Consider the following 21,472-nt stretch of genomic DNA (forward strand, 5'->3'; position numbering starts at 1 on the left):
CAAGTGACCGACGACGCAGCCCCGACCGACGCGACCGACGCGTCCGCCGCGACCGACGCGGCATGGCCGGACGCCGCCGCGGCCGACCCGACGAGCGACGACCCCGCGCGGTGGCCGACAGGGCGCCTGCTGTTCACCGTGGTGCGCCGCATCGAGCACGACTGGAACGCCCACCTGTCCGGGTGGGACCTCAACCATGCAGGCTTCCCCGTGCTCCTGCACCTGCTCGCCGGCCCGCGCACGCAGCGCGAGCTCGCGCACCTGAACGGCGTCACCGAGCAGACGATGAGCCGCGTCGTCGCCCGGCTCGAGCGTTCCGGTTACGTGACCCGCGACGACGACCCGCGCGACCGGCGGCGGCGTGCCGTGTCCGTCACCGGCGCCGGGCGCACGGCGGCGGCCGAGGCCGCGCGGGTCCAGCCGGCCGAGGACCTCACGACCAGCGGCCTCGACGACGACGAGGTCGCTCGGCTGCGGGAGATCCTCGTCACTCTCGTGCGCTCGCAGCGCGGCGAGGGCTAGCCTCGCCGGGTGGACGTGATGACGCTGCCCGGACTGACCGACTACCACGAGGCGTGGGAGCTCCAGCGCGCCGTGCACGCCGACGTCGTCGCCGGCGACCGCCCCGACACGCTGATCGTCGTGGAGCACCCGGACGTCTACACCGCCGGGCGGCGCACGCATCGCGACGAGCGGCCGACGGACGGCACCCCGGTGGTCGACGTCGACCGCGGCGGCAAGGTCACCTGGCACGGCCCCGGCCAGCAGGTCGTGTACCCGATCCTGCGGCTGGCCGAACCGATCGACGTCGTCGCGTACGTGCGGGCGCTCGAGGAGGCCGTCATGGAGGTCTGCGCCGGGCTCGGCGTCGAGACCGTCCGCGTCGAGGGCCGCACCGGCGTGTGGCTGGCCGCCGACGCGACGCGCCGCGAGCGCAAGGTGTGCGCCATCGGCGTGCGCACCGCCAAGGGCGTGACGATGCACGGCATCGCCCTCAACTGCTGCCCCGACCTGGGCCGCTTCGACCGGATCGTGCCGTGCGGCATCACCGACGCCGACGTCACGTCCCTGACGATCGAGACCGGGGCCGTCGTCACGCTCGACGACGTGGCCGGCCCGCTCGTCGACGCCCTCGCCCGCCGCCTCGGGCCCCTGCGGGCATCCGCGCCCGAGGTGTTGCCGACGTCACGTCCACACGCTGGGCACCCCCCGGTGGCGGAGCACGCGGCTCACGTAGTCTGACGAAGGTTCGGCGCGGTCAGGGTCCGTACAGGCCAGGTCCGTCCGACGTCCACCTGCTCGACGACGACCGGGAGACACCCGTGACGATCGCACCCGAGGGCCGCCGCATGCTGCGCATCGAGGCCCGCAACGCCGCCACCCCCATCGAGAAGAAGCCCGAGTGGATCAAGACCAAGGCCACGATGGGCCCCGAGTACCGGGAGCTCAAGGGCCTGGTCAAGGGCGAGGGCCTGCACACGGTGTGCGAGGAGGCCGGCTGTCCCAACATCTTCGAGTGCTGGGAGGACCGCGAGGCCACGTTCCTCATCGGCGGTGACCAGTGCACCCGCCGCTGCGACTTCTGCCAGATCGACACGGGCAAGCCGGCCGACTTCGACGCCGACGAGCCGCGCCGCGTCGCCGAGTCGGTGCGGACGATGGGCCTGCGGTACTCGACGATCACCGGCGTCGCGCGCGACGACCTCGCCGACGGCGGCGCCTGGCTGTACGCCGAGACCGTGCGCCAGATCCACGCGCTCAACCCCGGCACCGGAGTCGAGCTCCTCATCCCCGACTTCAACGCCATCCCCGAGCTGCTGGACCAGGTGAACGAGTCCCGCCCCGAGGTCATGGCGCACAACGTGGAGACGGTGCCCCGGATCTTCAAGCAGATCCGCCCCGCGTTCCGCTACGAGCGCTCCCTGTCGGTGCTCACCCGCGCCCGCGAGGCCGGGCTGGTCACCAAGTCGAACCTCATCCTCGGCATGGGCGAGACGATCGACGAGGCGCGCGAGGCGCTGCAGGACCTGCACGACGCCGGCTGCGACCTCGTGACGATCACGCAGTACCTGCGCCCGTCGCTGCGCCACCACCCGGTCGACCGGTGGGTGCGCCCCGAGGAGTTCGTCGAGCTGTCCGAGGCCGCTGAGGAGATGGGGTTCCTGGGTGTCATGGCCGGCCCGCTGGTGCGGTCGTCGTACCGCGCGGGGCGCCTCTGGGGCCAGGCGATGACCCGCCGCGGCCTGCCGATCCCGGAGTCGCTCGCGCACCTGGCGGAGCCGACGACGGCGCGTCAGGAGGCCGCGAGCCTCCTCACCCGTCCGGCGCACTAGACTGGACGACCATGGCCCGCACCAAGTCCGACGCCGGCGCGCCCGCCGACGCCACCGGTAAGCAGAAGAAGCCCAAGAAGCAGCGCTGGTACCACCAGGTGTGGGCCGCGTACCAGATGACGCGCAAGCAGGACCCCACGGTCACGTGGCTGATCCTCGGCGTGTTCGTCGGGATCCTCGCCGTGGTCGGGGCGGTCGTGCTGCTGCTCGACCTGCCCACCGGCTTCCGCATCCTGTACTGGGTGGTGCTCGGCGTCCCGTTCGCGGCGCTGGGCGCGATGTTCACCCTGACCCGCAAGGCCGAGAAGGCCGCGTACACCCAGATCGAGGGCCAGCCCGGCGCCGCGCGCGCAGCGCTCGGCACCGTCCGCGGCGGCTGGGAGTTCGCGGACGAGCCCGTCGCGATCAACCCGCGCACGCAGGACTTCGTCTTCCGCGGGATCGGCCGGCCCGGCGTCGTGCTCGTCAGCGAGGGCCCGTCGCACCGCGTGCAGCGCCTCCTCGACGACGAGCGCCGCAAGGTGTCCCGCATCGTGCCCAACGTGCCGATCACGCTCATCCAGGTCGGCACCGAGGAGGGGCAGGTCCCGCTGCCCAAGGTCGCGAAGAAGGTGCAGAAGCTCAAGCGCACCCTCACCAAGCCCGAGGCGGAGCAGATCAAGAAGCGGCTCAAGGCCCTGGGCGGCGCCCGTCTGCCCATCCCCAAGGGCGTCGACCCGATGCGCGCCCGCCCCGACCGCAAGGGGCTCAAGGGCCGCTGATCGGCCTTCCTCTCGAGCACGTCCGGCACCGGGCCGGGTCGCCGCGCGCGACCCGGCCCGACGTGCGTCCGGGCTCGCGCGGGGTGCGTGAGGGCGGGCGACGACGCGCGACGGCTCAGCGGCGGCTCAGCGCGGCGGCTCAGCGGCGCACGAGGACCGTGCCTGCGGCGCGGTCGTGCAGGCCGCGACCGTCGCCGTCCCACACCACGGCGGGGATGACGAGGCACAGCAACACGGCGCGGACCGCGCCGCGCGCGAACCCCGGTGCGACCCCGTCGGGGGCACCGAGCACCCGCACCTGCACGCCCAGCAGGCGGTGACCGATGGTGAAACCGACCGTGCTGACCAGCAGCAGGTTCTCGAGCGCGAAGACGAGCAGCGTGACCCACGAGTCGAGCTCCGCGAACGAGGCCGGGCCGGTCACGAGGTAGGCGATCAGGGTCGCCACCGCCCAGTCGACGAGCAGGGCGACGACCCTGCGGCCCAGCCGCGCCAGCGACCCCGGGCCGGCCTCGGGCAGCCCCAGGCGCCCCCTCGCGCCGGAGGAGTCGTCACGTCGTCCGCCCTCGAGCCACGACCCCATGTCCTCCCGCGATGCCATGCCTCCAGGCTACGCGGCACACTCCGCCGCTCCCCCGTAACCTGTTCGAAACAAAGGCGCCATGCCGGAGAAACGCCGCCGCCATACCGTCGAGGTCGCCGAGCGGCGAGCGCGAGCCCGCCGCGCCCCATCCTTCGGAACCGTCCGGCGGCACCGACCGAACGGCACCATCCACGCAAGGAGCGCATGCATGTTCACGAACGCCGAGGAGGCCATCGCCTTCACCCGTCGCGAGGGGGTGGAGTTCATCGACGTCCGGTTCATCGACCTGCCGGGCGTGATGCAGCACTTCAACATCCCCACCGAGCAGTTCTCGGAGGACTCCTTCACCGAGGGCCTCATGTTCGACGGGTCGTCGATCCGCGGCTTCCAGGCGATCCACGAGTCGGACATGAAGCTGGTCCCGGACGTCACGACGGCGTACCTGGACCCGTTCCGCAAGCGCAAGACGCTCATCATGAACTTCTCGATCGTGGACCCGTTCACCGACGAGCCGTACTCGCGTGACCCGCGCACCATCGCAGCCAAGGCCGAGGCCTACCTGAAGTCGACCGGCATCGCCGACACCGCGTTCTTCGCCCCGGAGGCGGAGTTCTACATCTTCGACGACGTGCGCTTCAAGACCGCCGCGAACGAGGGCTACTACCACATCGACTCCGTCGAGGCCGCGTGGAACACCGGCCGCGAGGAGGAGGGTGGCAACCTCGGGTACAAGACCCGCTACAAGGGCGGCTACTTCCCCGTCTCCCCGAACGACCAGTTCGCCGACCTGCGCGACGAGATGTGCGCGGCGCTCGCCGAGGTCGGCCTCGACGTCGAGCGTGCGCACCACGAGGTGGGCACGGCCGGTCAGCAGGAGATCAACTACCGGTTCAACACGCTGATGCACTCCGCCGACGACCTGATGAAGTTCAAGTACGTCATCAAGAACGTCGCGTGGCAGGCCGGCAAGTCGGTCACCTTCATGCCGAAGCCGATCTTCGGCGACAACGGCTCGGGCATGCACTCCCACCAGTCGCTGTGGCTGAACGGCGAGCCGCTGTTCTACGACGAGAAGGGCTACGGCGGCCTGTCCGACATGGCCCGCTGGTACATCGGCGGCCTCCTCAAGCACGCGCCGTCGCTGCTCGCCTTCACCAACCCGTCGGTGAACTCGTACCACCGCCTGGTGCCGGGCTACGAGGCCCCGGTCAACCTGGTCTACTCGGCCCGCAACCGCTCCGCGTGCATCCGCATCCCGGTCACCGGTTCCTCGCCGAAGGCCAAGCGCGTCGAGTTCCGCGTGCCGGACCCGTCGGCCAACCCGTACCTCGCGTTCGCCGCCCAGCTCCTCGCGGGCATCGACGGCATCAAGAACCGCATCGAGCCGCCGGCGCCGATCGACAAGGACCTGTACGAGCTGCCCCCCGAGGAGCACGCGCAGATCGCCCAGGTGCCCGCGTCCCTCGGCGAGGCCCTCGACAACCTCGAGCGCGACCACGAGTTCCTCACCCAGGGCGACGTCTTCTCCGAGGACCTCATCGCCACCTGGATCGACTACAAGCGCAGCAACGAGATCGACCCGATCCGTCTGCGCCCGCACCCGCACGAGTTCGAGCTCTACTACGACATCTGACAGGCGGCCCCGCTAGGGCCTCCTGATGTCGCCGGAACGGCGGCTGACCTGCGCCTCGCGCAGCGTCAGCCGCCGTTCTGCGTTGCCCGTTCCCGCCGCCGCCTACGAAGCGTCAGCGCGCCATCTGGCGCCCGTGCGCAGCGAGCGCCCAGATGACGAAGACGTCCAGGGCGATGACCACCAGGGACCACACGGGGTAGTACGGGATGAACAGGAAGTTCGCCAGCGCGCTGAGCACCGCCAGGACGATGCCGACGACCCGTCCCCACGTCTTCCCGGTGAGCACCGCGAAGCTGGCGAGCAGGACCAGCAGGCCGAGCAGCAGGTGGATCCACCCCCAGGTGGTCGTGTCGAACTCCAGCAGGTAGTTCGGGGTCGTGACGTAGAAGTCGTCCTGCAGGAGGCCCACGAGCCCGGCGATGGCCTGGAAGGCTCCGGCCAGCATCATCATGACGGCGGCGAACACGATGAAGCCGGTCGCCCAACCGCTGCGCGGCGCGGCGCGGTCCTCGCCCGCCGGGACGCTCGCCGCGGGTTGCTGAGTCATCGTCGCTCCCTTCCTGGACCGGTGACGGCACCGGACCGTCACCCCATCCCACCGCCGTGGCGCCGACGACGAATCATGCAGATCGCGTGAAGTCGCCCAGGTTCACCTGATCTGCGTGACGCGGGTCCGCCCACGACGGCGGTGCACTGGAGGGGCGCGCGGATCGTCGGGGCCCGGCACGGCGTCGTGACCCGGAGCGCAGCCTCCTCACTGCATCGGACACACCTGGAAGGGACCCATCATGAGCGAACCGACGGACGACACCCCCGTGCTCGACCTGCTGGCACAGCTGACGGCGGACTCGGTCGACGCATCGAGCCTGGACACCCGGACGCTGGTGCTCGTCCGGCTCGCCGCGCTCGTCGCGGTCGACGCCCCACCGGTGTCCTATCTGACGAACCTCGAGGCCGCGGCAGAGGTGGGCGTCGACGCCGACCAGGTCGCCGGCGTGCTCACGGCGGTCGCGCCCATCGTCGGGACTCCTCGCGTCATCGCCGCCGCCGACGGCATCGCGGAGTCCCTCGCGCTCGAGATCGCGGTCGCCCTCGTCGACGCCGAGGAACAGAACGAGGCGTAGCGCCCGTGACCGGCGACGCGGACGTCCCCGTCCCAGACGCCGACGGGTCGAGGGCGGGGACGGGGACGTCGTCCCGCTCGACGAGGCTGCTCACCTGGGGGCCGAGGCTCGGTATCTGGGCCTGGAGCTTCGTGGGCGTCGTCGTCACGATCGTCATCGTCGTCGTCGCGCTCGCGGCAGTGAGCGAGATCGTCCTGCCGCTCACGTTCGCCGCCGTGCTCGCCGTGTGCTTCAAGCCGTCGGCGGGGCTGCTGCGCCGCCACGGAGTCAGGGACTCGGTCGCCGCGGGCGTGATCGTCCTCGGCCTCATCGCCCTCACGACGGTCGTCGCCGTCGCCACCGTGCGCGGTGTCGTCCAGCAGTCGGCCGAGATCGGGACCTCCGTCGACGCGGCGATCGACCGTCTCGTGCTCCAGACGGACGTCGACCAGGCGGCGCTGGACGCCGCGCGTCGAGCGGTCGAGGAGGCCGCCCCCGCCGTGACCGGCGGCGTCCTGACCGGGCTGGTCCACGGGATCGGGACCGTCGTCGGCCTGGCCAGCGGGCTGATCCTCGGCGCGCTGATCATGTACTACCTCCTCAAGGACGGCACCCGGCTCCGGAGATCGGCGGCCTCGCTGTTCGACGGCGACACGCGCGCCGAGGTCGACGGCTTCATCGGCGACGCCTGCCGGATCCTGCGCGACTACGGACGAGGCCGCACCGCGATGTCCGCGATCGTCGCCGTCACCATCGGGCTCGCCGCGGTCCTGCTGGGACTGCCCCTCGTCGTCACCCTCGTGGTCGTCAACTTCGTCGGGGGCTACGTCCCGTACATCGGGGCGTTCCTCGGCGGGGGGCTCGCCGTCGTCGTCGCGCTCGGTGAGGGGGGCCTGACCACGGCTGCGATCATGCTCGTCGTCGTGGTCGCGGCCAACCTCGCGCTGGAGAACTTCGTGGAGCCCCGGGTGATGGGCCGCACCCTGGACATCCACCCCTTGGTCGTGCTCGTCGTCACCGCCCTCGGCGGGCTCGTCGGCGGCATCGTCGGACTGATCCTGGCGGTACCCGCCTGGGTCGTCGCGACCGAGGGCATCGCGCGGCTCCGCCGCCGCGGCTTCTTCGACCACGTCGTCACGCGCGCCGAGCCCGCGGTCCGACGGATGCTCGGGTAGCCGGGAAGGAGCAGGGCGTGCCACACGGACCGGACGACCCCGACGACGGCCGCGACGACGCCGGCCCCGCGGCCGACCTGGCGCCGCTCCAGTCCCTCACCGCCAGGCGGCGGCGGGCGCTGGTCACGCTCGGGCTGCTCCGCGCGGGCGCGACGGCCGTCCTCCTGGTGGCGCTCTACTACCTGCTGCCCCTCGACCGCCGCTCGACCGAGTACCTCGTCCTCGTCCTCGCCGTCGGCCTCACGGCACTCCTGGCGACGACGGTCTGGCAGGTCCGCGCGATCATCCGGTCCGGCTACCCGGGCATCCGCGCGACGCAGGCGCTGGCGACCGTCGTCCCGCTGTTCCTGCTCGTGTTCGCGACGACGTACTTCATGCTCTCGTTCCAGGAGCCCGCGTCGTTCAGCGAAAGCCTGAACCGGTCCGACGCGCTGTACTTCACGATCACCACGTTCGCCACCGTCGGTCTCGGGGACATCTCCCCCGTCGCGGAGGGCGTCAGGCTGCTGGTGGCGGGACAGGTCCTCCTCGACCTCGTCGTCCTCGGGCTGGGGATCAAGGTGATCATCGGCGCGGTCAAGAAGGGTCGGGCCGGGTGACCCGGGCGGCAGGAGCAGACACCATCACCATCGCCATCACCTCGTGACGATCACTCGGTAGTGATAATCCGCTCGACATGGCACCTCCCGAGCGGCGCGATCTCCTGGAGCTGATCGGCCCCCTGTCCCGAAGCCTCCGGCGGGTCGAGGAGCGGTGCGCGAAGGACGCGGGGCTGTCCATGTGGCAGTACGCCGTCCTGTCGGTCGCGTCCCGGCACGAGGCCAGAGCCAGGCGCAGATCGCCGATCGGCTCGGGTACAGCAGGAACCGGATCATCAACGACCTCGACGTCCTCCAGGAACGAGGTCGCGCCGAACGGCGCAACGGGTCCGACCGCCGCAGGTACCTGATCCACGTCACCCCCTCGGGCCGCCGCACCGCCGCCGAGGTCCGCGACGCGATCTGGGCCGCCGAGGAATTCGCCGCGTACCTGTCGGAGGTGACGCCCGGCGACCTCACCGCCGCCACACCGTGCGCGGGCTGGGACGTCGACGACCTCTCCCGGCACGTGCGCGAGGAGAACGCCCGGTTCGGTCGGGCGGTCACTGACACCGCGCGGACGTGCCGGATGCCCGGGGGCCGGGCGAGCGCACGGTCCACGATCTCTACGAGATGCGAGCCCGCTGAGGGTTCACCCTGAGATCTCCCTGAACCGCCGCCGCGAGGGTTCCCGTCGCTGACGTGCAGGGCTACGGTCGGCTCGTGCCTGTCATCGCGACGGATCAGCTCACCATGCGGTACCCCCGGGTCACCGCGCTCGACCGCCTGACGGTCGACGTCGGCGACGGCGTCACCGGCCTCGTCGGCGCGAACGGCGCGGGCAAGTCGACGTTGATCAAGATCCTGCTCGGCCTCGCCGACCCGACCTCGGGCAGCGCGCGCGTCCTCGGTCACGACGTCCGCTCCGACGGCGCCGCGCTGCGCTCCCGGGTCGGCTACATGCCCGAGCACGACTGCCTGCCCAGCGACCTCTCGGCCACCGAGCTCGTCGTCCACCTCGCGCGCATGTCCGGGCTGCCGACCGACGCCGCGCGCGAGCGCGCGGCCGACACCCTGCGGCACGTCGGGCTCTACGAGGAGCGCTATCGGCCGATCGGGGGCTACTCCACCGGCATGAAGCAGCGCGTCAAGCTCGCGCAGGCCCTGGTGCACGACCCCGACGTCGTCTTCCTCGACGAGCCGACCAACGGCCTCGACCCGGCCGGCCGCGACGAGATGCTCGAGCTGGTCCGGCGCATCTACGACGACTTCGGCATCTCGGTGCTGGTCACGTCGCACCTGCTCGGCGAGCTCGAACGCATCTGCGACCACGTCGTGGTCGTCGACGCCGGTGTGCTCCTGCGCTCGTCCGCCGTCGCCGACTTCACCCGGGCGAGCGCCCTGCTCGCCGTCGAGGTGGCCGCGGACGTCGACGCCGCCGCGGCGGCGCTGGCCGCGGAGGGCCTGCGGGTCACCCGCGACGGCCAGGTGCTGCTCGTCGCGCTCGACGACGACGGCACCTACGACACGGTCCGGGACGTCGTGGCCGACCACGGGTTCGGCCTGGTCCGGCTGGAACCGCGCCGCCACCACATCTCCGAGGTCTTCGACGGGGAGGCCGGCGATGTCGCAGTCTGAACCGCCCACGGGCGTCATCCACGACATCGGGTACCGCGAGTACGACGGCCCGCGGCTCACCCGCCGCGGGATCGCGTACGGGCTCTACGTGCACACCCTGCGGGGCGTCTTCGGCCTCGGCCGCGCGCCGCGGTCGAAGGTCGTGCCCGTCGGCATGGTGGTCGTGATGCTGCTGCCGGCCGTCGTGCTCGCGGTCGTCTCGGTGGTCCTCGCCGGGCAGGGCGCGGCGACCGGGCCGGCGCTGCCCTACACCCGGTACGCGATGGTGACGCAGGCGGCGATCGCGATCTTCCTCGCCGTGGCGGCGCCGCAGGCCGTCTCGCTCGACCTCCGGTTCCACACGCTGCCGCTGTACCTCTCGCGGCCACTGGAGCGCGTGGACTACGCCCGGGCCAAGCTCGCGGCCGTGGCCACCGCCGTGTTCCTGCTGATCGCGGTGCCGCTGCTGGTCATGTACCTGGGCGCGCTCGCCGCGAGGTTCGACGCCGGCGAGCAGACCCTGGACCTCCTCCAGGCGCTGGTCGGTGCCGTGCTGTTCGCCGCGATCTTGTCGAGCCTCGCGGTGCTGATCGCGTCGCTCACCTCGCGCCGCGGGTTCGGCGTCGCGGCCATCGTCACCGTCCTGGCGCTGAGCTACGGGATCGTCTCCAGCCTCCAGGGCCTGGTGGCGTTCGACGCCGACGACCCGGCGACCGCGGGCTGGATCGGCCTGTTCTCCCCGATGACGCTCGTGGACGGCGTGCAGGCCTGGGCGTTCGGCGCCGAGCCCTCCACCCCCGCCGGCCCGCCCTCCGACGCCGCCGGCGTCGTCTTCCTGCTGGTCACCCTGGGCGTCGTCGCGCTCTGCTACGTGGCCCTGTCCGCCCGATACCGGAGGGTGCGGCTCTGATGGCCACGCTGCAGATCGACGCCTGCTCCCGCTGGTTCGGCAACGTCGTGGCGGTCAACGACGTCACGATGTCGGTGGGCCCGGGCATCACGGGCCTGCTCGGCCCGAACGGCGCCGGGAAGTCCACGCTGATCCACATGCTCGGCGGCTTCCTGCCGCCGTCCTCCGGGTCGGTCACGCTCGACGGCGCGGTCATCTGGAAGAACCAGGAGGTCTACAGCACGCTCGGGATCGTCACCGAGCGCGAGGCGACCTACGACTTCCTCACGGGGCGGCAGCTCGTCCGTGCCAGCGCGGAGCTGCACGGCCTGCCCGACCCCGGGGCCGCCGCCGACCGCGCCCTGGCCACCGTCGACATGACGGACGCCCAGGACCGGAAGGTGGGCGAGTACTCGAAGGGCATGAAGCAGCGCGTGAAGATGGCCTCCGCGCTCGTGCACGACCCGGGGGTGCTGCTGCTGGACGAGCCGTTCAACGGCATGGACCCCCGACAGCGCCTGCACCTGATCGAGCTGCTGCGCGCCATGGGCGCCGAGGGGCGGACCGTCCTATTCAGCTCCCACATCCTCGAGGAGGTCGAGCAGCTCGCGCACCAGATCGAGGTGATCGTCTCCGGCCGCCACGCCGCGTCCGGCGACTACCGCGAGATCCGCCGCCTGATGACCGACCGGCCGCACCGGTACACCATCGCCTCGAGCGACAACCGGGCGCTCGCCTCGGCGCTGGTCGCGGACGGCTCGACGGCCGGCGTCAGCATCGACGGGCGGCTCCTGCGCGTGCAGGCCGGCGAGTTCCTGCGGTTCGCCGCGCTCCTGCCCCGCGTCGCGCGCGACGCGGGCGTGCGGCTCCTCGAGGTCGTCCCGGCCGACGAGTCCCTGGAGAGCGTGTTCTCCTACCTCGTCGAGAGCTCGTCCAGAACCTCGTCCTCGGCACGGAGGGACCCGTCGTGAACGGCACCGTCGTCCGCCTGACCGCCCGCGGGATGCTGGGCGGCAGGCGCGTGTGGTTGCTCGGCGGCCTCGCCGCGCTCCTCGTCGGCATCGCGGTCCTCGCGCGGGTGCTCGTCCCGGTCACCGACGCCGAGGCGGCGAGCCTGCTGCAAGGGGTGGCGTTCGCGACGTTCCTGCCGCTGTTCGGCCTGATCGTCGGCACGGGCGCGATCGCCCCGGAGATCGACGACGGGTCGATCGTGCACCTGCTGGCGAAGCCGGTCTCGCGGCACACGGTCGTGCAGAGCAAGCTCGCGGTGGCCGTCGGGGCCACGGTCGTCTTCGCCGTGCTGCCGACGGTCCTGGCCGCGGCCGTCCTCGGCCTGGGCGCCCGCGCGGTCCTGGCGTTCGGCGTCGGCGCCCTGGCCGCGGGCGCGGTGTACAGCGTGCTGTTCCTGCTCCTGTCGATCCTCACCCGGCACGCGGTGATCATCGGCCTGGTCTACGCGCTCCTCTGGGAGAGCCTGGTCGGCAGCTTCGTGCCGGGCGCGCGGAACCTCAGCGTGCAGCAGTGGGCCCTGTCCGTCACCGGGTCGATCGCGCCGACGGGCCTGGTCACGTCGCACGTCGGCCTGGGCCTGGCGTACGTCCTCGTCGTCGGCGGGTTCGCCGTCGCGACGTGGTTCGCCGGCAACCGCCTGCGCGTCCTCACCCTCGCCTCCGAGGACTGAGCGGACCCGGTCAGGCGCCGCTCAGTGCGCGGGCTCGCCGCCCTCGGGCGTCGTCCCGTGGCCGGTGGCGACCTCGCCGTCGCCCGACCCGTCGTGCTTCTTCCCGAACGGCAGCACGTGCATCACGGCCACGACGACGGCGCCGACGATCACGCCGACGAGGGCCGAGAAGAACGTGTTCACCAGCCAGCCGAGGAACCCGCCGATCCCGGGGACCGCGTGCGCGACGGCCTCCTCGAGGTGGTGCACGAAGTCGTAGGGGGCGTGCCAGCCGAGCTCGTCGGTGCCGGTCAGCAGGATGTGCCCGCCGACCCAGAGCATCGCCACGGTGCCCACGACGGAGATCACCGCAAGCACCTTGGGCATCGCGGACACGAGCCCGCGGCCGAGCCGCTGGCTGGCGCGGGACTCCCGGCCCGCCAGCGCCAGTCCCATGTCGTCCATCTTCACGATGAGACCGACGACGCCGTACACGATCGCGGTGATGACGAGCGCGACGATCAGGAGGATCACCAGGCGCGCGAAGAACGGCTCGTGCGCCACCTCGTTGAGCGCGATGACCATGATCTCGGCCGACAGGATGAGGTCGGTGCGCACCGCGCCGGCGACGAGCGTCTTCTCGGCGTCGGGCCCGACCGTCGCGGCGGGGGCGTCGTGACCCTCGTGGCCGCGCAGGCGGCCCCAGATCTTCTCGGCGCCCTCGAACGCGAGGTACGTGCCGCCGACCATGAGGATCGGCGTGAGCAGCCACGGCGCCCACTGGCTGAGGATCAGGGCCGCGGGCAGGATGAACAGCACCTTGTTGCGGATCGAGCCCCAGGCGATCTTCTTGACGATCGGGATCTCGCGGTTCGCGGCGACGCCGTGCACGTACTGCGGCGTCACGGCCGTGTCGTCGACGACGACGCCCGCGGCCTTCGCCGTCGCCTTCGCGGCCGCGGCGCCGACGTCGTCGAGCGAGGCGGCCGCGAGCTTGGCGATGGCCGCGACGTCGTCGAGCAGGCCGAGCAGGCCGGCGCTCACGCGGCGGCCCCCGCCGGGCGCGGGCGGACGGGCGAGGCGCCCGCGGGCGGCGTCGATGACTGGTGCATGTGCCTATCGTGCCGTACCCGAGGGGTGCTCAGGGGCCGTACGGGGCGGCGGCTCAGTCCTCGCCGTAGAAGACGCGCTCCATGACCGCGCGGGCGCGGCGGGCGGTGCGCAGGTACAGCTCCTCGAGCTCTCCCCCGGTGCCGACGTCCCCGAGCAGCGCGGCCACTCCCGTCAGGTCGCGCGAGTCGTGCGGCAGCTGGTCGACCTGTGCGCCGGTGGTGCGCCCGGACCAGAGCACGACGGCCGACCGCAGGCGCGAGGCGAGCACCCACGCGTCGCGCAGCTGACCCGCGTCCTCGGCGTCGAGCAGGCCGGCGGCGGTCGCGCCGTCGAGGGCGGCGACCGTCCCGGTGGTGCGCAGCGCCGGGACGTCGGCGGCGTGCTGGAGCTGCAGCAGCTGCGCCGTCCACTCGACGTCGGAGACGCCGCCGCGGCCGAGCTTGAGGTGCCGCGCCGGGTCGGCCCCGCGCGGCAGGCGCTCCGCCTCGACGCGGGCCTTGATGTGCCGCACCTCCCGCAGCCGGGCGTCGTCGAGCCCGCCCTCCGGGTACCGCAAGGGGTCGGCGAGCGCCTCGAACCGGGCGCCGAGCGAGCCGTCCCCGACGACGTCCCCTGCCACCGGGCGGGAGCGCAGCAGCGCCTGGGCCTCCCAGACGCTGGACCAGCGGCCGTAGTACTCCGCGTACGAGTCGAGGGTGCGCACCAGCGGCCCCTGCCGCCCCTCGGGGCGCAGGTCGGCGTCGACGGGCAGCGTGGGCTCCGGCCCGACCTCGGACAGGAGCGCCCGCAGCCGGGTCGCGACACGCGTCGCGAAGTCCTGGGCGAGCTTCGGCTCGGCGTCCGGCAGCGGCTCGTGCACGAACATGACGTCCGCGTCGGAGCCGTACCCCATCTCCCGGCCGCCGAGGCGCCCCATCGCGACGACGAGCATCCGCGTCGGGTTCGACGCGGCCGTCTCCCCCAGCCCGAGCTCGGCGCGCGCGGCGTGCTCGGCCACGCGCAGCCCGCCGACGAGGACGATGTCGGCGGCGTCCGAGACCGCGGCCGCGGCCGCGACCGGCGGCAGCAGCCCCAGGACCTCCGCGGCGCCGGTCCGGGCGAGCTCGCGCCGTCGCAGCGCACGCAGGCGCTGCGCGGCGGGCTGGGGCTCGTCGGCGCGGGTGAGGATCGCGTCGACCTCGGCCGCCAGCCGCTCCGCGCCGCGCGGCTCCAGCCCGGAGGTGTCGGCCAGCCAGCGCACCGACTCCGGCGACCGTGCCAGAGCGTCAGCCAGGTAGGTGGACGAGGCCAGCAGCTGGGTCAGGTGGTACGCGGCGTTCTCGGAGTCGCGCAGCAGGCGCAGGTACCAGGGCGTGGTGCCGAGGGCGTCCGACAGCTTGCGGAACGCCAGCAGGCCGCCGTCCGGGTCGGCCCCCTCGGCGAACCAGCCGAGCAGCACGGGCAGGAGCTGGCGCTGCAGGGCGGCCCGGCGCGACGTGCCGGAGGTGAGCGCCGTGACGTGCCGCATCGCGCCGTCCGGGTCGCGGTACCCGACCGCGGCGAACCGCTCGCGCGCCACGTCCGGGGACAGCGACAGCTCGGCGTCCGAGAGCTGCGCCGACGCCGGCAGCAGCGGCCGGTAGAAGACCTCCTCGTGCAGCGCCCGCACCTCGCGACGCGTGGCGCGCCACCGCTCCAGCAGCCCTGCCGCGCCCTCGGCCCGCATGCCCAGCGACCGCGCGAGGCGGCGCAGGTCCTCCTCGGCCGTGGGCAGCAGGTGGGTGCGCCGCAGCCGGAACAGCTGGACGCGGTGCTCCAGCGCCCGCAGGAACCGGTAGCAGACCGCCAGCCGCGCGGCGTGCTCACGCCCGACGTATCCCCCGCCGGCGAGCGCGGCCAGGGCCGCAAGCGTGTGGGGCGAGCGGATCTGCGGGTCGGCGCGGCCGTGCACGAGCTGCAGCAGCTGCACCGTGAACTCGACGTCGCGCAGGCCGCCCTTGCCGAGCTTGATCTGCCGGTCCGCCTCGGCGGCGGGCACGTGGTCCTCCACGCGGCGCCGCATCGCCCGCGAGTCCTCCACGAAGTGCTCGCGGTGCACCGCCGACCAGACGAAGGGGTCCACGGCGGCGCGGTAGTCCCGGCCCAGCGCCGCGTCGCCGGCCACCGGGCGCGCCTTGAGCAGCGCCTGGAACTCCCACGTCTCGGCCCACCGCTCGTAGTACGCGAGGTGGCTCGCGAGCGTGCGCACCAGGGGGCCCTGCGCGCCCTCCGGCCGCAGGGCCGCGTCCACGGGCCACAGCGCGGGCTCGTCGGACGCGCCGGAGCACACCCGCTGCAGCCCGGTGGCGAGCCGCGTGCCGACGGCCAGCGCCGTCCGCTCGTCCGGCGCGCTCCCGTCGGGCAGCTCGCCCGGCTCGCACACGTACACGACGTCGACGTCGGAGACGTAGTTGAGCTCGCGGCCGCCGGTCTTGCCCATGCCGATCACCGCGAGCCGCACGCCCGCGCCGTGGTCGTCCAGGTCCGCGCGCGCGACGGCGAGGGCGGCCTCGACGGCGGCGGAGGCGAGGTCGGCCAGGGCCGCCCCGACCACGGGCAGGCGGGTCAGCGGCTCGCCCGCGGTGAGGTCGTCGGCGGCGACGACGAGCAGGCGCGCCCGGTAGGCGCGGCGCAGCGCGTCGGTGGTGGTCCGGGCGTCGGCGTCGGGCCACCCCTCCCCCGGCACGGCGTCGGGCGCGGCGGCCACCGGCACCTCGGCGTCCGGGTCGGCGCCCACGGCGCGCAGCAGCGCGGCCCGCACCTCCGCCGGGCCGGAGACCGTGGGCGGTCCGGGCGGGCCGTCGTCGGTGTCGTCGGTGTCGGCGACCTCCGGCGCGTCCCGGGACGCCCCGTCGGGGACGGCGAGGTCGTCGAGCAGGTCCGGCCGGCGCACCACCTCGTCGCCGAGGGCGGAGGACGCCCCGAGCACCGCCAGCAGGCGGGTGCGGGCCCGGTGCGGCGTCTCGCCGTCGAGCAGCCGCGCGAGGCGCGCCTGCGCGCCCGGCGCCTCCGCGAGGCGCACCAGCTGCAGCAGCGCGAGGTCGGGGTCGGCGCACGCCCCCAGCGCGGCCAGCAGCGCGTCCTCGCGCCCCGGCTCCGCGAGGACCTCCTGCAGCCCGGCGTCGGACCAGAGCGACGCCGACCGCGTGAGGTCCGCGAAGCCGGCGTGCAGCAGCCGCCCGGTGAGGGTCGAGCGCCGGGCCGTCACAGGAACTGCAGGAACCGGCGCAGCTCGTAGGGCGTCACCTGGGAGCGGTAGGCGTCCCACTCCTGGCGCTTGTTGCGGAGCACGAAGTCGTAGACGTGCTCGCCCAGCGTCTCGGCCACGAGCTCCGAGCCCTCCATGAGCTCGATCGCCTCGTCGAGCGACTGCGGCAGCGGCGCGATGCCGAGCGCGCGGCGCTCCCGGTCGGTCAGCTCCCACACGTCGTCGCCGGTGGCCTCGGGCAGCTCGTACCCGTCCTCGATCCCCTTGAGGCCGGCGGCCAGGAGCACCGCGAACGCGAGGTACGGGTTGGTCGCGGAGTCGAGGGCCCGGTACTCCACGCGGGCCGAGTTGCCCTTGCCCGGCTTGTACATGGGCACCCGCACGAGGGCGGACCGGTTGTTGTGGCCCCAGCAGATGTAGCTCGGCGCCTCGGCGCCGCCCCACAGCCGCTTGTAGGAGTTCACGTACTGGTTCGTGACGGCGGTGATCTCCGCCGCGTGCACGAGCAGCCCCGCGATGAACTGCCGCGCCGTCTTGGACAGCTCGAACTGCGCGCCCGGCTCGTGGAACGCGTTGCGGTCGTCCTCGAACAGCGACAGGTGCGTGTGCATGCCGGAGCCTGGCTGGTCGGCCATCGGCTTGGGCATGAACGAGGCGAAGACGCCCTGCTCGAGCGCCACCTCCTTGACCACCGTGCGGAAGGTCATGAGGTTGTCCGCCGTCGTGAGCGCGTCGGCGTAGCGCAGGTCGATCTCGTTCTGGCCCGGCCCGGCCTCGTGGTGGGAGAACTCCACCGAGATGCCCATCGACTCCAGCATCGTGATCGCGGCGCGGCGGAAGTCGTGCGTGCTGCCCCGCGCCAGGTGGTCGAAATAGCCGCCGTTGTCGACCGGGACGAGCGTCTCGTCCGGGGAGGCGATCTGGTTGAACAGGTAGAACTCGACCTCGGGGTGCGTGTAGAAGGTGAAGCCGCGGTCGCTCGCCTTCGCGAGGGCCCGCTTGAGCACGTTGCGGGAGTCCGCCAGCGACGGCTCCCCGTCGGGCGTGAGGATGTCGCAGAACATCCGGCCCGTGCCGTGCCGCTCCCCGCGCCACGGCAGCACCTGGAACGTCGTGGGGTCCGGCTTGGCGATCATGTCCGCCTCGTAGACCCGCGTCAGCCCCTCGATGGAGCTGCCGTCGAAGCCGATGCCCTCCGTGAACGCCTGCTCGAGCTCGGCCGGTGCGACCGCCACCGACTTCAGCACCCCGAGCACGTCGGTGAACCAGAGCCGGATGAAGCGGATGTCGCGCTCCTCGACCGTGCGGAGCACGAACTCCTGCTGCCTGTCCATGAGTCCATCCTGCACGAGAAGTGTTAATAGCGGATGTCATGACCGGCCACCAGATCGGCCCGCGGAGCGGTCGCCGGCCCCGCGGGACGGTTGTCCGGTACCGGGAGTCCCTGGCATAGGCTGACCGCCATGGCGAACCCCGGTCCTGACGCCCCCTCGCCCGCCGCCGACCTGAAGCGCCGCCGGCGCGTGCGGGTCCACCACCTGGCGGAGGCCAAGGAGCGCGGGCAGAAGCTCACGATGCTCACCGCGTACGACGCGGTCACGGCCCGGCTGTTCGACGCCGCCGGCCTCGACCTGCTGCTGGTGGGCGACTCGATCGGGAACACCATGCACGGGCACGCGACGACGCTGCCGGTCACCCTGGACGACATGATCCCGCCCGCGCGCGCCGTCGCGCGCGCGGCCGAGCACGCGCTCGTCGTCGTCGACCTGCCGTTCGGCACCTACGAGGCCGGCCCGGAGCAGGCCCTCGCGTCCGCCGTGCGGGTCATGAAGGAGACGGGCGCCGCCGCGGTCAAGCTCGAGGGCGGGCACCGCTCGGCCGCCCAGATCCGGGCGCTCACCGACGCCGGCATCCCCGTCGTCGGTCACCTCGGCTTCACGCCCCAGTCCGAGAACATCCTGGGCGGCCCCCGTGTGCAGGGCCGCGGCGACGAGGCCGCCGAGGCGCTGTGCGCCGACGCCCTCGCGGTGCAGGAGGCCGGCGCGGTCGCCGTCGTCCTCGAGATGGTGCCGGTGGAGGTCGCCGCGCGCGCCACGGAGATCCTGCGCATCCCGACGATCGGCATCGGCGCCGGCCCGCGGGTCGACGGCCAGGTGCTCGTGTGGACCGACATGGCCGGCATGACCGACTGGTCGCCGCGGTTCGCCCGCCGGTTCGCCGAGGTCGGCAACCTGCTGCGCCAGGCCGCGCAGGACTACGCGGACGAGGTGCGCGGCGGCACCTTCCCCGACGCCGCGCACTCCTTCGAGCGCTAGGTCGGCCTCCCGCGGCTACGGGGTGACGCCGGCCGCGAGGTCGAGCATCGCCGCCGCGACCTGACCGGCGGCCTCCCCGGGGATCGCCGTCGACGCACCCTCGAGGACCAGCAGCCGCGCCCCGGGGATCTCGCGGGCGAGCGCCTCCGCGTTGCCGACCGGGAAGAACGGGTCGTGCCGGCCGTGCACCACCAGCGTCGGCACGGCGACCTCGGCGAGGCGTTCTCGCCAGCGCGGCGCGCAGTCGAGCGCGGCGAAGACCGTGCCCAGCTGGTTGGCCAGGTGCACCGCCGGCGCCGTGCCCGGGGTGCGGTCCCAGACACGCCCGGCGACCGTGCGGGCGGCCACCGGGTCGTCCCCGAGGATCTCGGCGCTCTCGGCGGCGTGCTCGGCGACGGCCTCGCGGTCGGTCCAGTCGGGCAGCGGCCGCGAGAACAGCCGGCCCATCGTCGCCGCGTCGTGGTCGGGCAGGTCGTCGTCGACGGGGCCCGGGGCGACGGGCCGCGTCCCCGCGAGCGTCAGGGCCGCGAACGACCCCGGGTGCTCGACGGCGGCGACCTGGGCGACCATGCCGCCGACGCCGATGCCGGCCAGGTGCGCCGGCCTGTCGTCGAGCGCTCGGGCGAGCGACGCGGCGTCGTCGGCGAGGTCGCGCAGGTCGTACGCCGGCGCCTCGGGGTCGAGGGTGGTCGACGCCCCCGCGTCACGCAGGTCGTACCGCACCACGTGGCGCCCGCCGCGCGCCAGGGCGTCGCAGAGCGCGTCGGGCCAGGAGAGCATCGTCGTGCCGCCCACGCAGAGGACCAGCGGTGCCCCCGCGTCCCCGAAGTGCTCGACACCGAGCGTGACCCCGTTCGCCTCGACGGTCGCCGACATACCGATCCTCCCTGGTGACCCGCCCGGGGACGGCCCCGCATCGCGTCCCGGGCCGGTGTCGTCGAGTCAGAGCTCCCGGGCCGTCCTCCGGGTCTGACCCCGGACGCCGCGGGAACTCATCGCCCTCTCGCGCGGCGGACGTCCGGCGATCAGTCCCGGCCGCCGCGCCAGTCCGCATCCTCGCCGTCCCAGTCCTCGTTGCGCCGGGCGGCGGAGTCGAGGGCACGCTCGGCCGCCTCGCGGGACGGGTAGGGGCCCATGCGGTGGCTCCAGCTCGACCTGTCGCGGCTCTCCTCGACCTTGCCGGTCTTGGTGTTGTACCAGTACTGCACCGGGCTTGTGTCGCTCATAGGACGATCCTGCACCAGGATGGGCCCCATGGTGGACGCAACGTCGCAGCACACGGTCGCACTCGGCATCGACATCGGCGGGTCGGGCATCAAGGCGGCGCCGGTCGACCTGGCGACCGGAGAGTTCACCGAGGAGCGGCGCCGCATCCCCACCCCGGAGAAGTCCACCCCGGAGGCCGTCGCGGGCGTGCTCGCCGAGCTCGTCGACTCCTTCGAGCTGCCGCAGCACGTCCCGGTGGGCGTCGCGTTCCCCGCCCCGATGGACCACGGCGTCGTCCGGTTCATCGCCAACCTCGACAAGTCGTGGAAGGGCGTGGACCTGCCCACCCTCGTGCACGACGCGACCGGGCGCGAGGTCACGGCCGTCAACGACGCCGACGCCGCGGGCGTCGGGGAGCAGCGGTACGGGGCGGCGCAGGGCCGCGACGGCGTCGTGCTGGTCGTCACGCTCGGCACCGGCATCGGATCCGCGCTGCTCGTGGACGGCGTGCTCGTGCCGAACACGGAGCTCGGGCACCTCGAGATCGACGGGCACGACGCCGAGTCCCGGGCCGCCGAGTCCGCCCGCGAGCGCGAGGACCTCTCGTGGCACCACTGGGCCAAGCGGCTGCAGCGCTACTTCGAGACGGTCGAGATGCTGCTCTCCCCCGAGCTCATCGTGGTGGGCGGCGGCATCAGCAAGCACCACGACAAGTTCCTGCCGCTGCTCGACCTGCACGCCCCGATCATCCCGGCCACCCTGCGCAACCGTGCCGGCATCGTCGGCGCCGCGGCCCTGGCCGCGAGCGGCCGCGACCACTGACGCGACCACGTCTCCCGACCGACCCGAGGCGGCCGGCGCGTCGGTTCAGCCCGCCAGGCTGTGCGGTGCGGTGGGCGCCGTCGCCGGGGTGTCGCCCCAGCCGGTGGACGGGTCCGGCGGCACGTCGAGCTCGAGCATCCGCAGCACGTCCAGCACCGCGGCCGGCGGCCGGTGCAGCGAGACCCGCAGCCCCTCGTCCCGGCCGATGCGGCAGAGCTGGACGAGGAAGGCGACCCCGGCGGAGTCGATGAACGTCACCCGCGACGTGTCGACCACGACGGGAAGGTCACGCTCGAAGGCCCGCGCGAGCGCTGCGCTCGCCTCGTTGCGCAGGGCGATGTCGATCTCGCCCCACATGTCCACCACGCTCACGTCGGCCCGCTCCACGAGGGCGATGCCCCCGGCATGCGTCTCGTCGGTGAAAGTCACTGCCACACCTTCGTCCCACGTCCTGCGTC

At 73.2% G+C, this 21,472-nt stretch carries 23 protein-coding genes; 15 read left to right on the forward strand and 8 right to left on the reverse strand.

Translation table 11 applies throughout. From position 1 onward, the window contains the following. Positions 1-3: 3 nt before the first annotated feature. The 4 genes from ACQFYA_RS12445 (at position 4) to ACQFYA_RS12460 (ending at position 3,094) form a co-directional block, all read left to right on the forward strand. Positions 4-522, forward strand: coding sequence for a MarR family winged helix-turn-helix transcriptional regulator (locus ACQFYA_RS12445; protein ID WP_499124559.1), 519 nt, complete (start codon positions 4-6; stop codon positions 520-522). 18 nt (positions 523-540) lie between these two features. Further along, positions 541-1,242 (forward strand): lipoyl(octanoyl) transferase LipB, encoded by a 702-nt coding sequence (gene lipB / locus ACQFYA_RS12450; RefSeq protein ID WP_499127527.1) that lies wholly within the window; start codon positions 541-543, stop codon positions 1,240-1,242. A gap of 80 nt (positions 1,243-1,322) precedes the next feature. Beyond that, positions 1,323-2,333, forward strand: a complete 1,011-nt coding sequence (gene lipA, locus ACQFYA_RS12455; protein ID WP_499124562.1) for a lipoyl synthase — start codon at positions 1,323-1,325, stop codon at positions 2,331-2,333. A gap of 11 nt (positions 2,334-2,344) precedes the next feature. Beyond that, positions 2,345-3,094: a DUF4191 domain-containing protein gene (locus tag ACQFYA_RS12460; protein WP_499124564.1), complete on the forward strand. Its 750-nt coding sequence runs from the start codon at positions 2,345-2,347 to the stop codon at positions 3,092-3,094. Between the two features lie 139 nt (positions 3,095-3,233). On the opposite strand, the gene ACQFYA_RS12465 is transcribed toward ACQFYA_RS12460, so the two are convergent. Further along, on the reverse strand, positions 3,234-3,695 hold the full coding sequence (locus ACQFYA_RS12465; RefSeq protein WP_499124567.1) for an RDD family protein: 462 nt from the start codon (positions 3,693-3,695) through the stop codon (positions 3,234-3,236). A 190-nt stretch (positions 3,696-3,885) separates the two neighbouring features. On the opposite strand from ACQFYA_RS12465, the gene glnA (ACQFYA_RS12470) reads away from it, so the two are divergent. Beyond that, a complete protein-coding gene (gene glnA / locus ACQFYA_RS12470) occupies positions 3,886-5,310 on the forward strand; it encodes a type I glutamate--ammonia ligase (protein ID WP_499124569.1) in 1,425 nt (474 codons plus the stop codon). Between the two features lie 112 nt (positions 5,311-5,422). Here glnA (ACQFYA_RS12470) and ACQFYA_RS12475 read toward each other — a convergent pair whose 3' ends face one another. Beyond that, positions 5,423-5,857 carry a DUF7144 family membrane protein gene (locus ACQFYA_RS12475; protein WP_499124570.1) on the reverse strand — a complete coding sequence of 145 codons (435 nt, stop codon included), beginning with the start codon at positions 5,855-5,857 and terminating at the stop codon, positions 5,423-5,425. Positions 5,858-6,098: 241 nt separating this feature from the next. Between ACQFYA_RS12475 and ACQFYA_RS12480 the strand changes: the two genes are divergently transcribed. From ACQFYA_RS12480 to ACQFYA_RS12515, 8 genes are all read left to right on the forward strand, one after another. After that, entirely contained in the window at positions 6,099-6,434 is a 336-nt protein-coding gene (locus tag ACQFYA_RS12480) for a carboxymuconolactone decarboxylase family protein (protein ID WP_499124572.1), read from the forward strand. Between the two features lie 5 nt (positions 6,435-6,439). Further along, complete coding sequence (locus ACQFYA_RS12485; protein WP_499124574.1) at positions 6,440-7,588, forward strand: AI-2E family transporter; 1,149 nt, start codon at positions 6,440-6,442, stop codon at positions 7,586-7,588. A gap of 17 nt (positions 7,589-7,605) precedes the next feature. Then, on the forward strand, positions 7,606-8,187 hold the full coding sequence (locus tag ACQFYA_RS12490; protein ID WP_499124576.1) for a potassium channel family protein: 582 nt from the start codon (positions 7,606-7,608) through the stop codon (positions 8,185-8,187). Between the two features lie 181 nt (positions 8,188-8,368). Further along, a complete protein-coding gene (locus tag ACQFYA_RS12495; RefSeq protein ID WP_499124577.1) occupies positions 8,369-8,827 on the forward strand; it encodes a maleylpyruvate isomerase N-terminal domain-containing protein in 459 nt (152 codons plus the stop codon). Positions 8,828-8,889: 62 nt separating this feature from the next. Beyond that, entirely contained in the window at positions 8,890-9,804 is a 915-nt protein-coding gene (locus ACQFYA_RS12500; protein WP_499124578.1) for an ABC transporter ATP-binding protein, read from the forward strand. Further along, positions 9,791-10,693, forward strand: coding sequence for an ABC transporter permease (locus ACQFYA_RS12505; RefSeq protein ID WP_499124579.1), 903 nt, complete (start codon positions 9,791-9,793; stop codon positions 10,691-10,693). The genes ACQFYA_RS12500 and ACQFYA_RS12505 overlap by 14 nt, the downstream gene beginning before the upstream one ends. Continuing rightward, positions 10,693-11,643 (forward strand): ABC transporter ATP-binding protein, encoded by a 951-nt coding sequence (locus ACQFYA_RS12510; RefSeq protein ID WP_499124582.1) that lies wholly within the window; start codon positions 10,693-10,695, stop codon positions 11,641-11,643. Before ACQFYA_RS12505 ends, ACQFYA_RS12510 begins: the two co-directional genes overlap by 1 nt. After that, complete coding sequence (locus ACQFYA_RS12515) at positions 11,640-12,353, forward strand: ABC transporter permease (RefSeq protein WP_499124585.1); 714 nt, start codon at positions 11,640-11,642, stop codon at positions 12,351-12,353. Before ACQFYA_RS12510 ends, ACQFYA_RS12515 begins: the two co-directional genes overlap by 4 nt. Positions 12,354-12,374: 21 nt before the next feature. Here the strand turns inward: ACQFYA_RS12515 and ACQFYA_RS12520 are convergent, their stop codons facing one another. The 3 genes from ACQFYA_RS12520 to glnA (ACQFYA_RS12530) all read right to left on the reverse strand — a co-directional run bounded on the left by ACQFYA_RS12520 (position 12,375) and on the right by glnA (ACQFYA_RS12530) (position 18,005). After that, positions 12,375-13,376 carry a DUF808 domain-containing protein gene (locus tag ACQFYA_RS12520; RefSeq protein ID WP_499124588.1) on the reverse strand — a complete coding sequence of 334 codons (1,002 nt, stop codon included), beginning with the start codon at positions 13,374-13,376 and terminating at the stop codon, positions 12,375-12,377. A gap of 121 nt (positions 13,377-13,497) precedes the next feature. After that, positions 13,498-16,671 carry a bifunctional [glutamine synthetase] adenylyltransferase/[glutamine synthetase]-adenylyl-L-tyrosine phosphorylase gene (locus ACQFYA_RS12525; protein WP_499124591.1) on the reverse strand — a complete coding sequence of 1,058 codons (3,174 nt, stop codon included), beginning with the start codon at positions 16,669-16,671 and terminating at the stop codon, positions 13,498-13,500. Continuing rightward, on the reverse strand, positions 16,668-18,005 hold the full coding sequence (glnA, locus tag ACQFYA_RS12530) for a type I glutamate--ammonia ligase (RefSeq protein ID WP_499124593.1): 1,338 nt from the start codon (positions 18,003-18,005) through the stop codon (positions 16,668-16,670). The genes ACQFYA_RS12525 and glnA (ACQFYA_RS12530) overlap by 4 nt, the downstream gene beginning before the upstream one ends. 129 nt (positions 18,006-18,134) lie before the next feature. Here glnA (ACQFYA_RS12530) and panB point away from each other — a divergent pair, with 129 nt between their 5' ends. Further along, positions 18,135-18,986, forward strand: a complete 852-nt coding sequence (gene panB / locus ACQFYA_RS12535) for a 3-methyl-2-oxobutanoate hydroxymethyltransferase (RefSeq protein ID WP_499124594.1) — start codon at positions 18,135-18,137, stop codon at positions 18,984-18,986. A 15-nt stretch (positions 18,987-19,001) separates the two neighbouring features. On the opposite strand, the gene ACQFYA_RS12540 is transcribed toward panB, so the two are convergent. After that, on the reverse strand, positions 19,002-19,862 hold the full coding sequence (locus tag ACQFYA_RS12540) for an alpha/beta fold hydrolase (RefSeq protein WP_499124596.1): 861 nt from the start codon (positions 19,860-19,862) through the stop codon (positions 19,002-19,004). Between the two features lie 149 nt (positions 19,863-20,011). Next, positions 20,012-20,212: an SPOR domain-containing protein gene (locus ACQFYA_RS12545; RefSeq protein ID WP_499124598.1), complete on the reverse strand. Its 201-nt coding sequence runs from the start codon at positions 20,210-20,212 to the stop codon at positions 20,012-20,014. 28 nt (positions 20,213-20,240) lie between these two features. On the opposite strand from ACQFYA_RS12545, the gene ppgK reads away from it, so the two are divergent. Next, entirely contained in the window at positions 20,241-21,014 is a 774-nt protein-coding gene (gene ppgK / locus ACQFYA_RS12550) for a polyphosphate--glucose phosphotransferase (RefSeq protein WP_499124600.1), read from the forward strand. A gap of 45 nt (positions 21,015-21,059) precedes the next feature. Here the strand turns inward: ppgK and ACQFYA_RS12555 are convergent, their stop codons facing one another. Beyond that, the gene (locus ACQFYA_RS12555; protein ID WP_499124602.1) at positions 21,060-21,443 is read right to left on the reverse strand and encodes an STAS domain-containing protein; all 384 of its coding nucleotides are present in this window, start codon (positions 21,441-21,443) and stop codon (positions 21,060-21,062) included. Between the last annotated feature and the right edge of the window lie 29 nt (positions 21,444-21,472).

The organism is Promicromonospora sp. Marseille-Q5078 (assembly GCF_050315395.1).
GTDB lineage: Bacteria > Actinomycetota > Actinomycetes > Actinomycetales > Cellulomonadaceae > Isoptericola.

Coding starts and splice junctions, on each gene's coding strand:
- lipB (WP_499127527.1), top strand. CDS start 541: ATGACGCTGCCCGGACTGACCGACTACCACGAGGCGTGGGAGCTCCAG.
- ACQFYA_RS12460 (WP_499124564.1), top strand. CDS start 2,345: ATGGCCCGCACCAAGTCCGACGCCGGCGCGCCCGCCGACGCCACCGGT.
- ACQFYA_RS12465 (WP_499124567.1), bottom strand. CDS start 3,695: ATGGCATCGCGGGAGGACATGGGGTCGTGGCTCGAGGGCGGACGACGT.
- glnA (WP_499124569.1), top strand. CDS start 3,886: ATGTTCACGAACGCCGAGGAGGCCATCGCCTTCACCCGTCGCGAGGGG.
- ACQFYA_RS12475 (WP_499124570.1), bottom strand. CDS start 5,857: ATGACTCAGCAACCCGCGGCGAGCGTCCCGGCGGGCGAGGACCGCGCC.
- ACQFYA_RS12480 (WP_499124572.1), top strand. CDS start 6,099: ATGAGCGAACCGACGGACGACACCCCCGTGCTCGACCTGCTGGCACAG.
- ACQFYA_RS12505 (WP_499124579.1), top strand. CDS start 9,791: ATGTCGCAGTCTGAACCGCCCACGGGCGTCATCCACGACATCGGGTAC.
- ACQFYA_RS12510 (WP_499124582.1), top strand. CDS start 10,693: ATGGCCACGCTGCAGATCGACGCCTGCTCCCGCTGGTTCGGCAACGTC.
- glnA (WP_499124593.1), bottom strand. CDS start 18,005: ATGGACAGGCAGCAGGAGTTCGTGCTCCGCACGGTCGAGGAGCGCGAC.
- panB (WP_499124594.1), top strand. CDS start 18,135: ATGGCGAACCCCGGTCCTGACGCCCCCTCGCCCGCCGCCGACCTGAAG.
- ACQFYA_RS12540 (WP_499124596.1), bottom strand. CDS start 19,862: ATGTCGGCGACCGTCGAGGCGAACGGGGTCACGCTCGGTGTCGAGCAC.
- ACQFYA_RS12545 (WP_499124598.1), bottom strand. CDS start 20,212: ATGAGCGACACAAGCCCGGTGCAGTACTGGTACAACACCAAGACCGGC.
- ppgK (WP_499124600.1), top strand. CDS start 20,241: ATGGTGGACGCAACGTCGCAGCACACGGTCGCACTCGGCATCGACATC.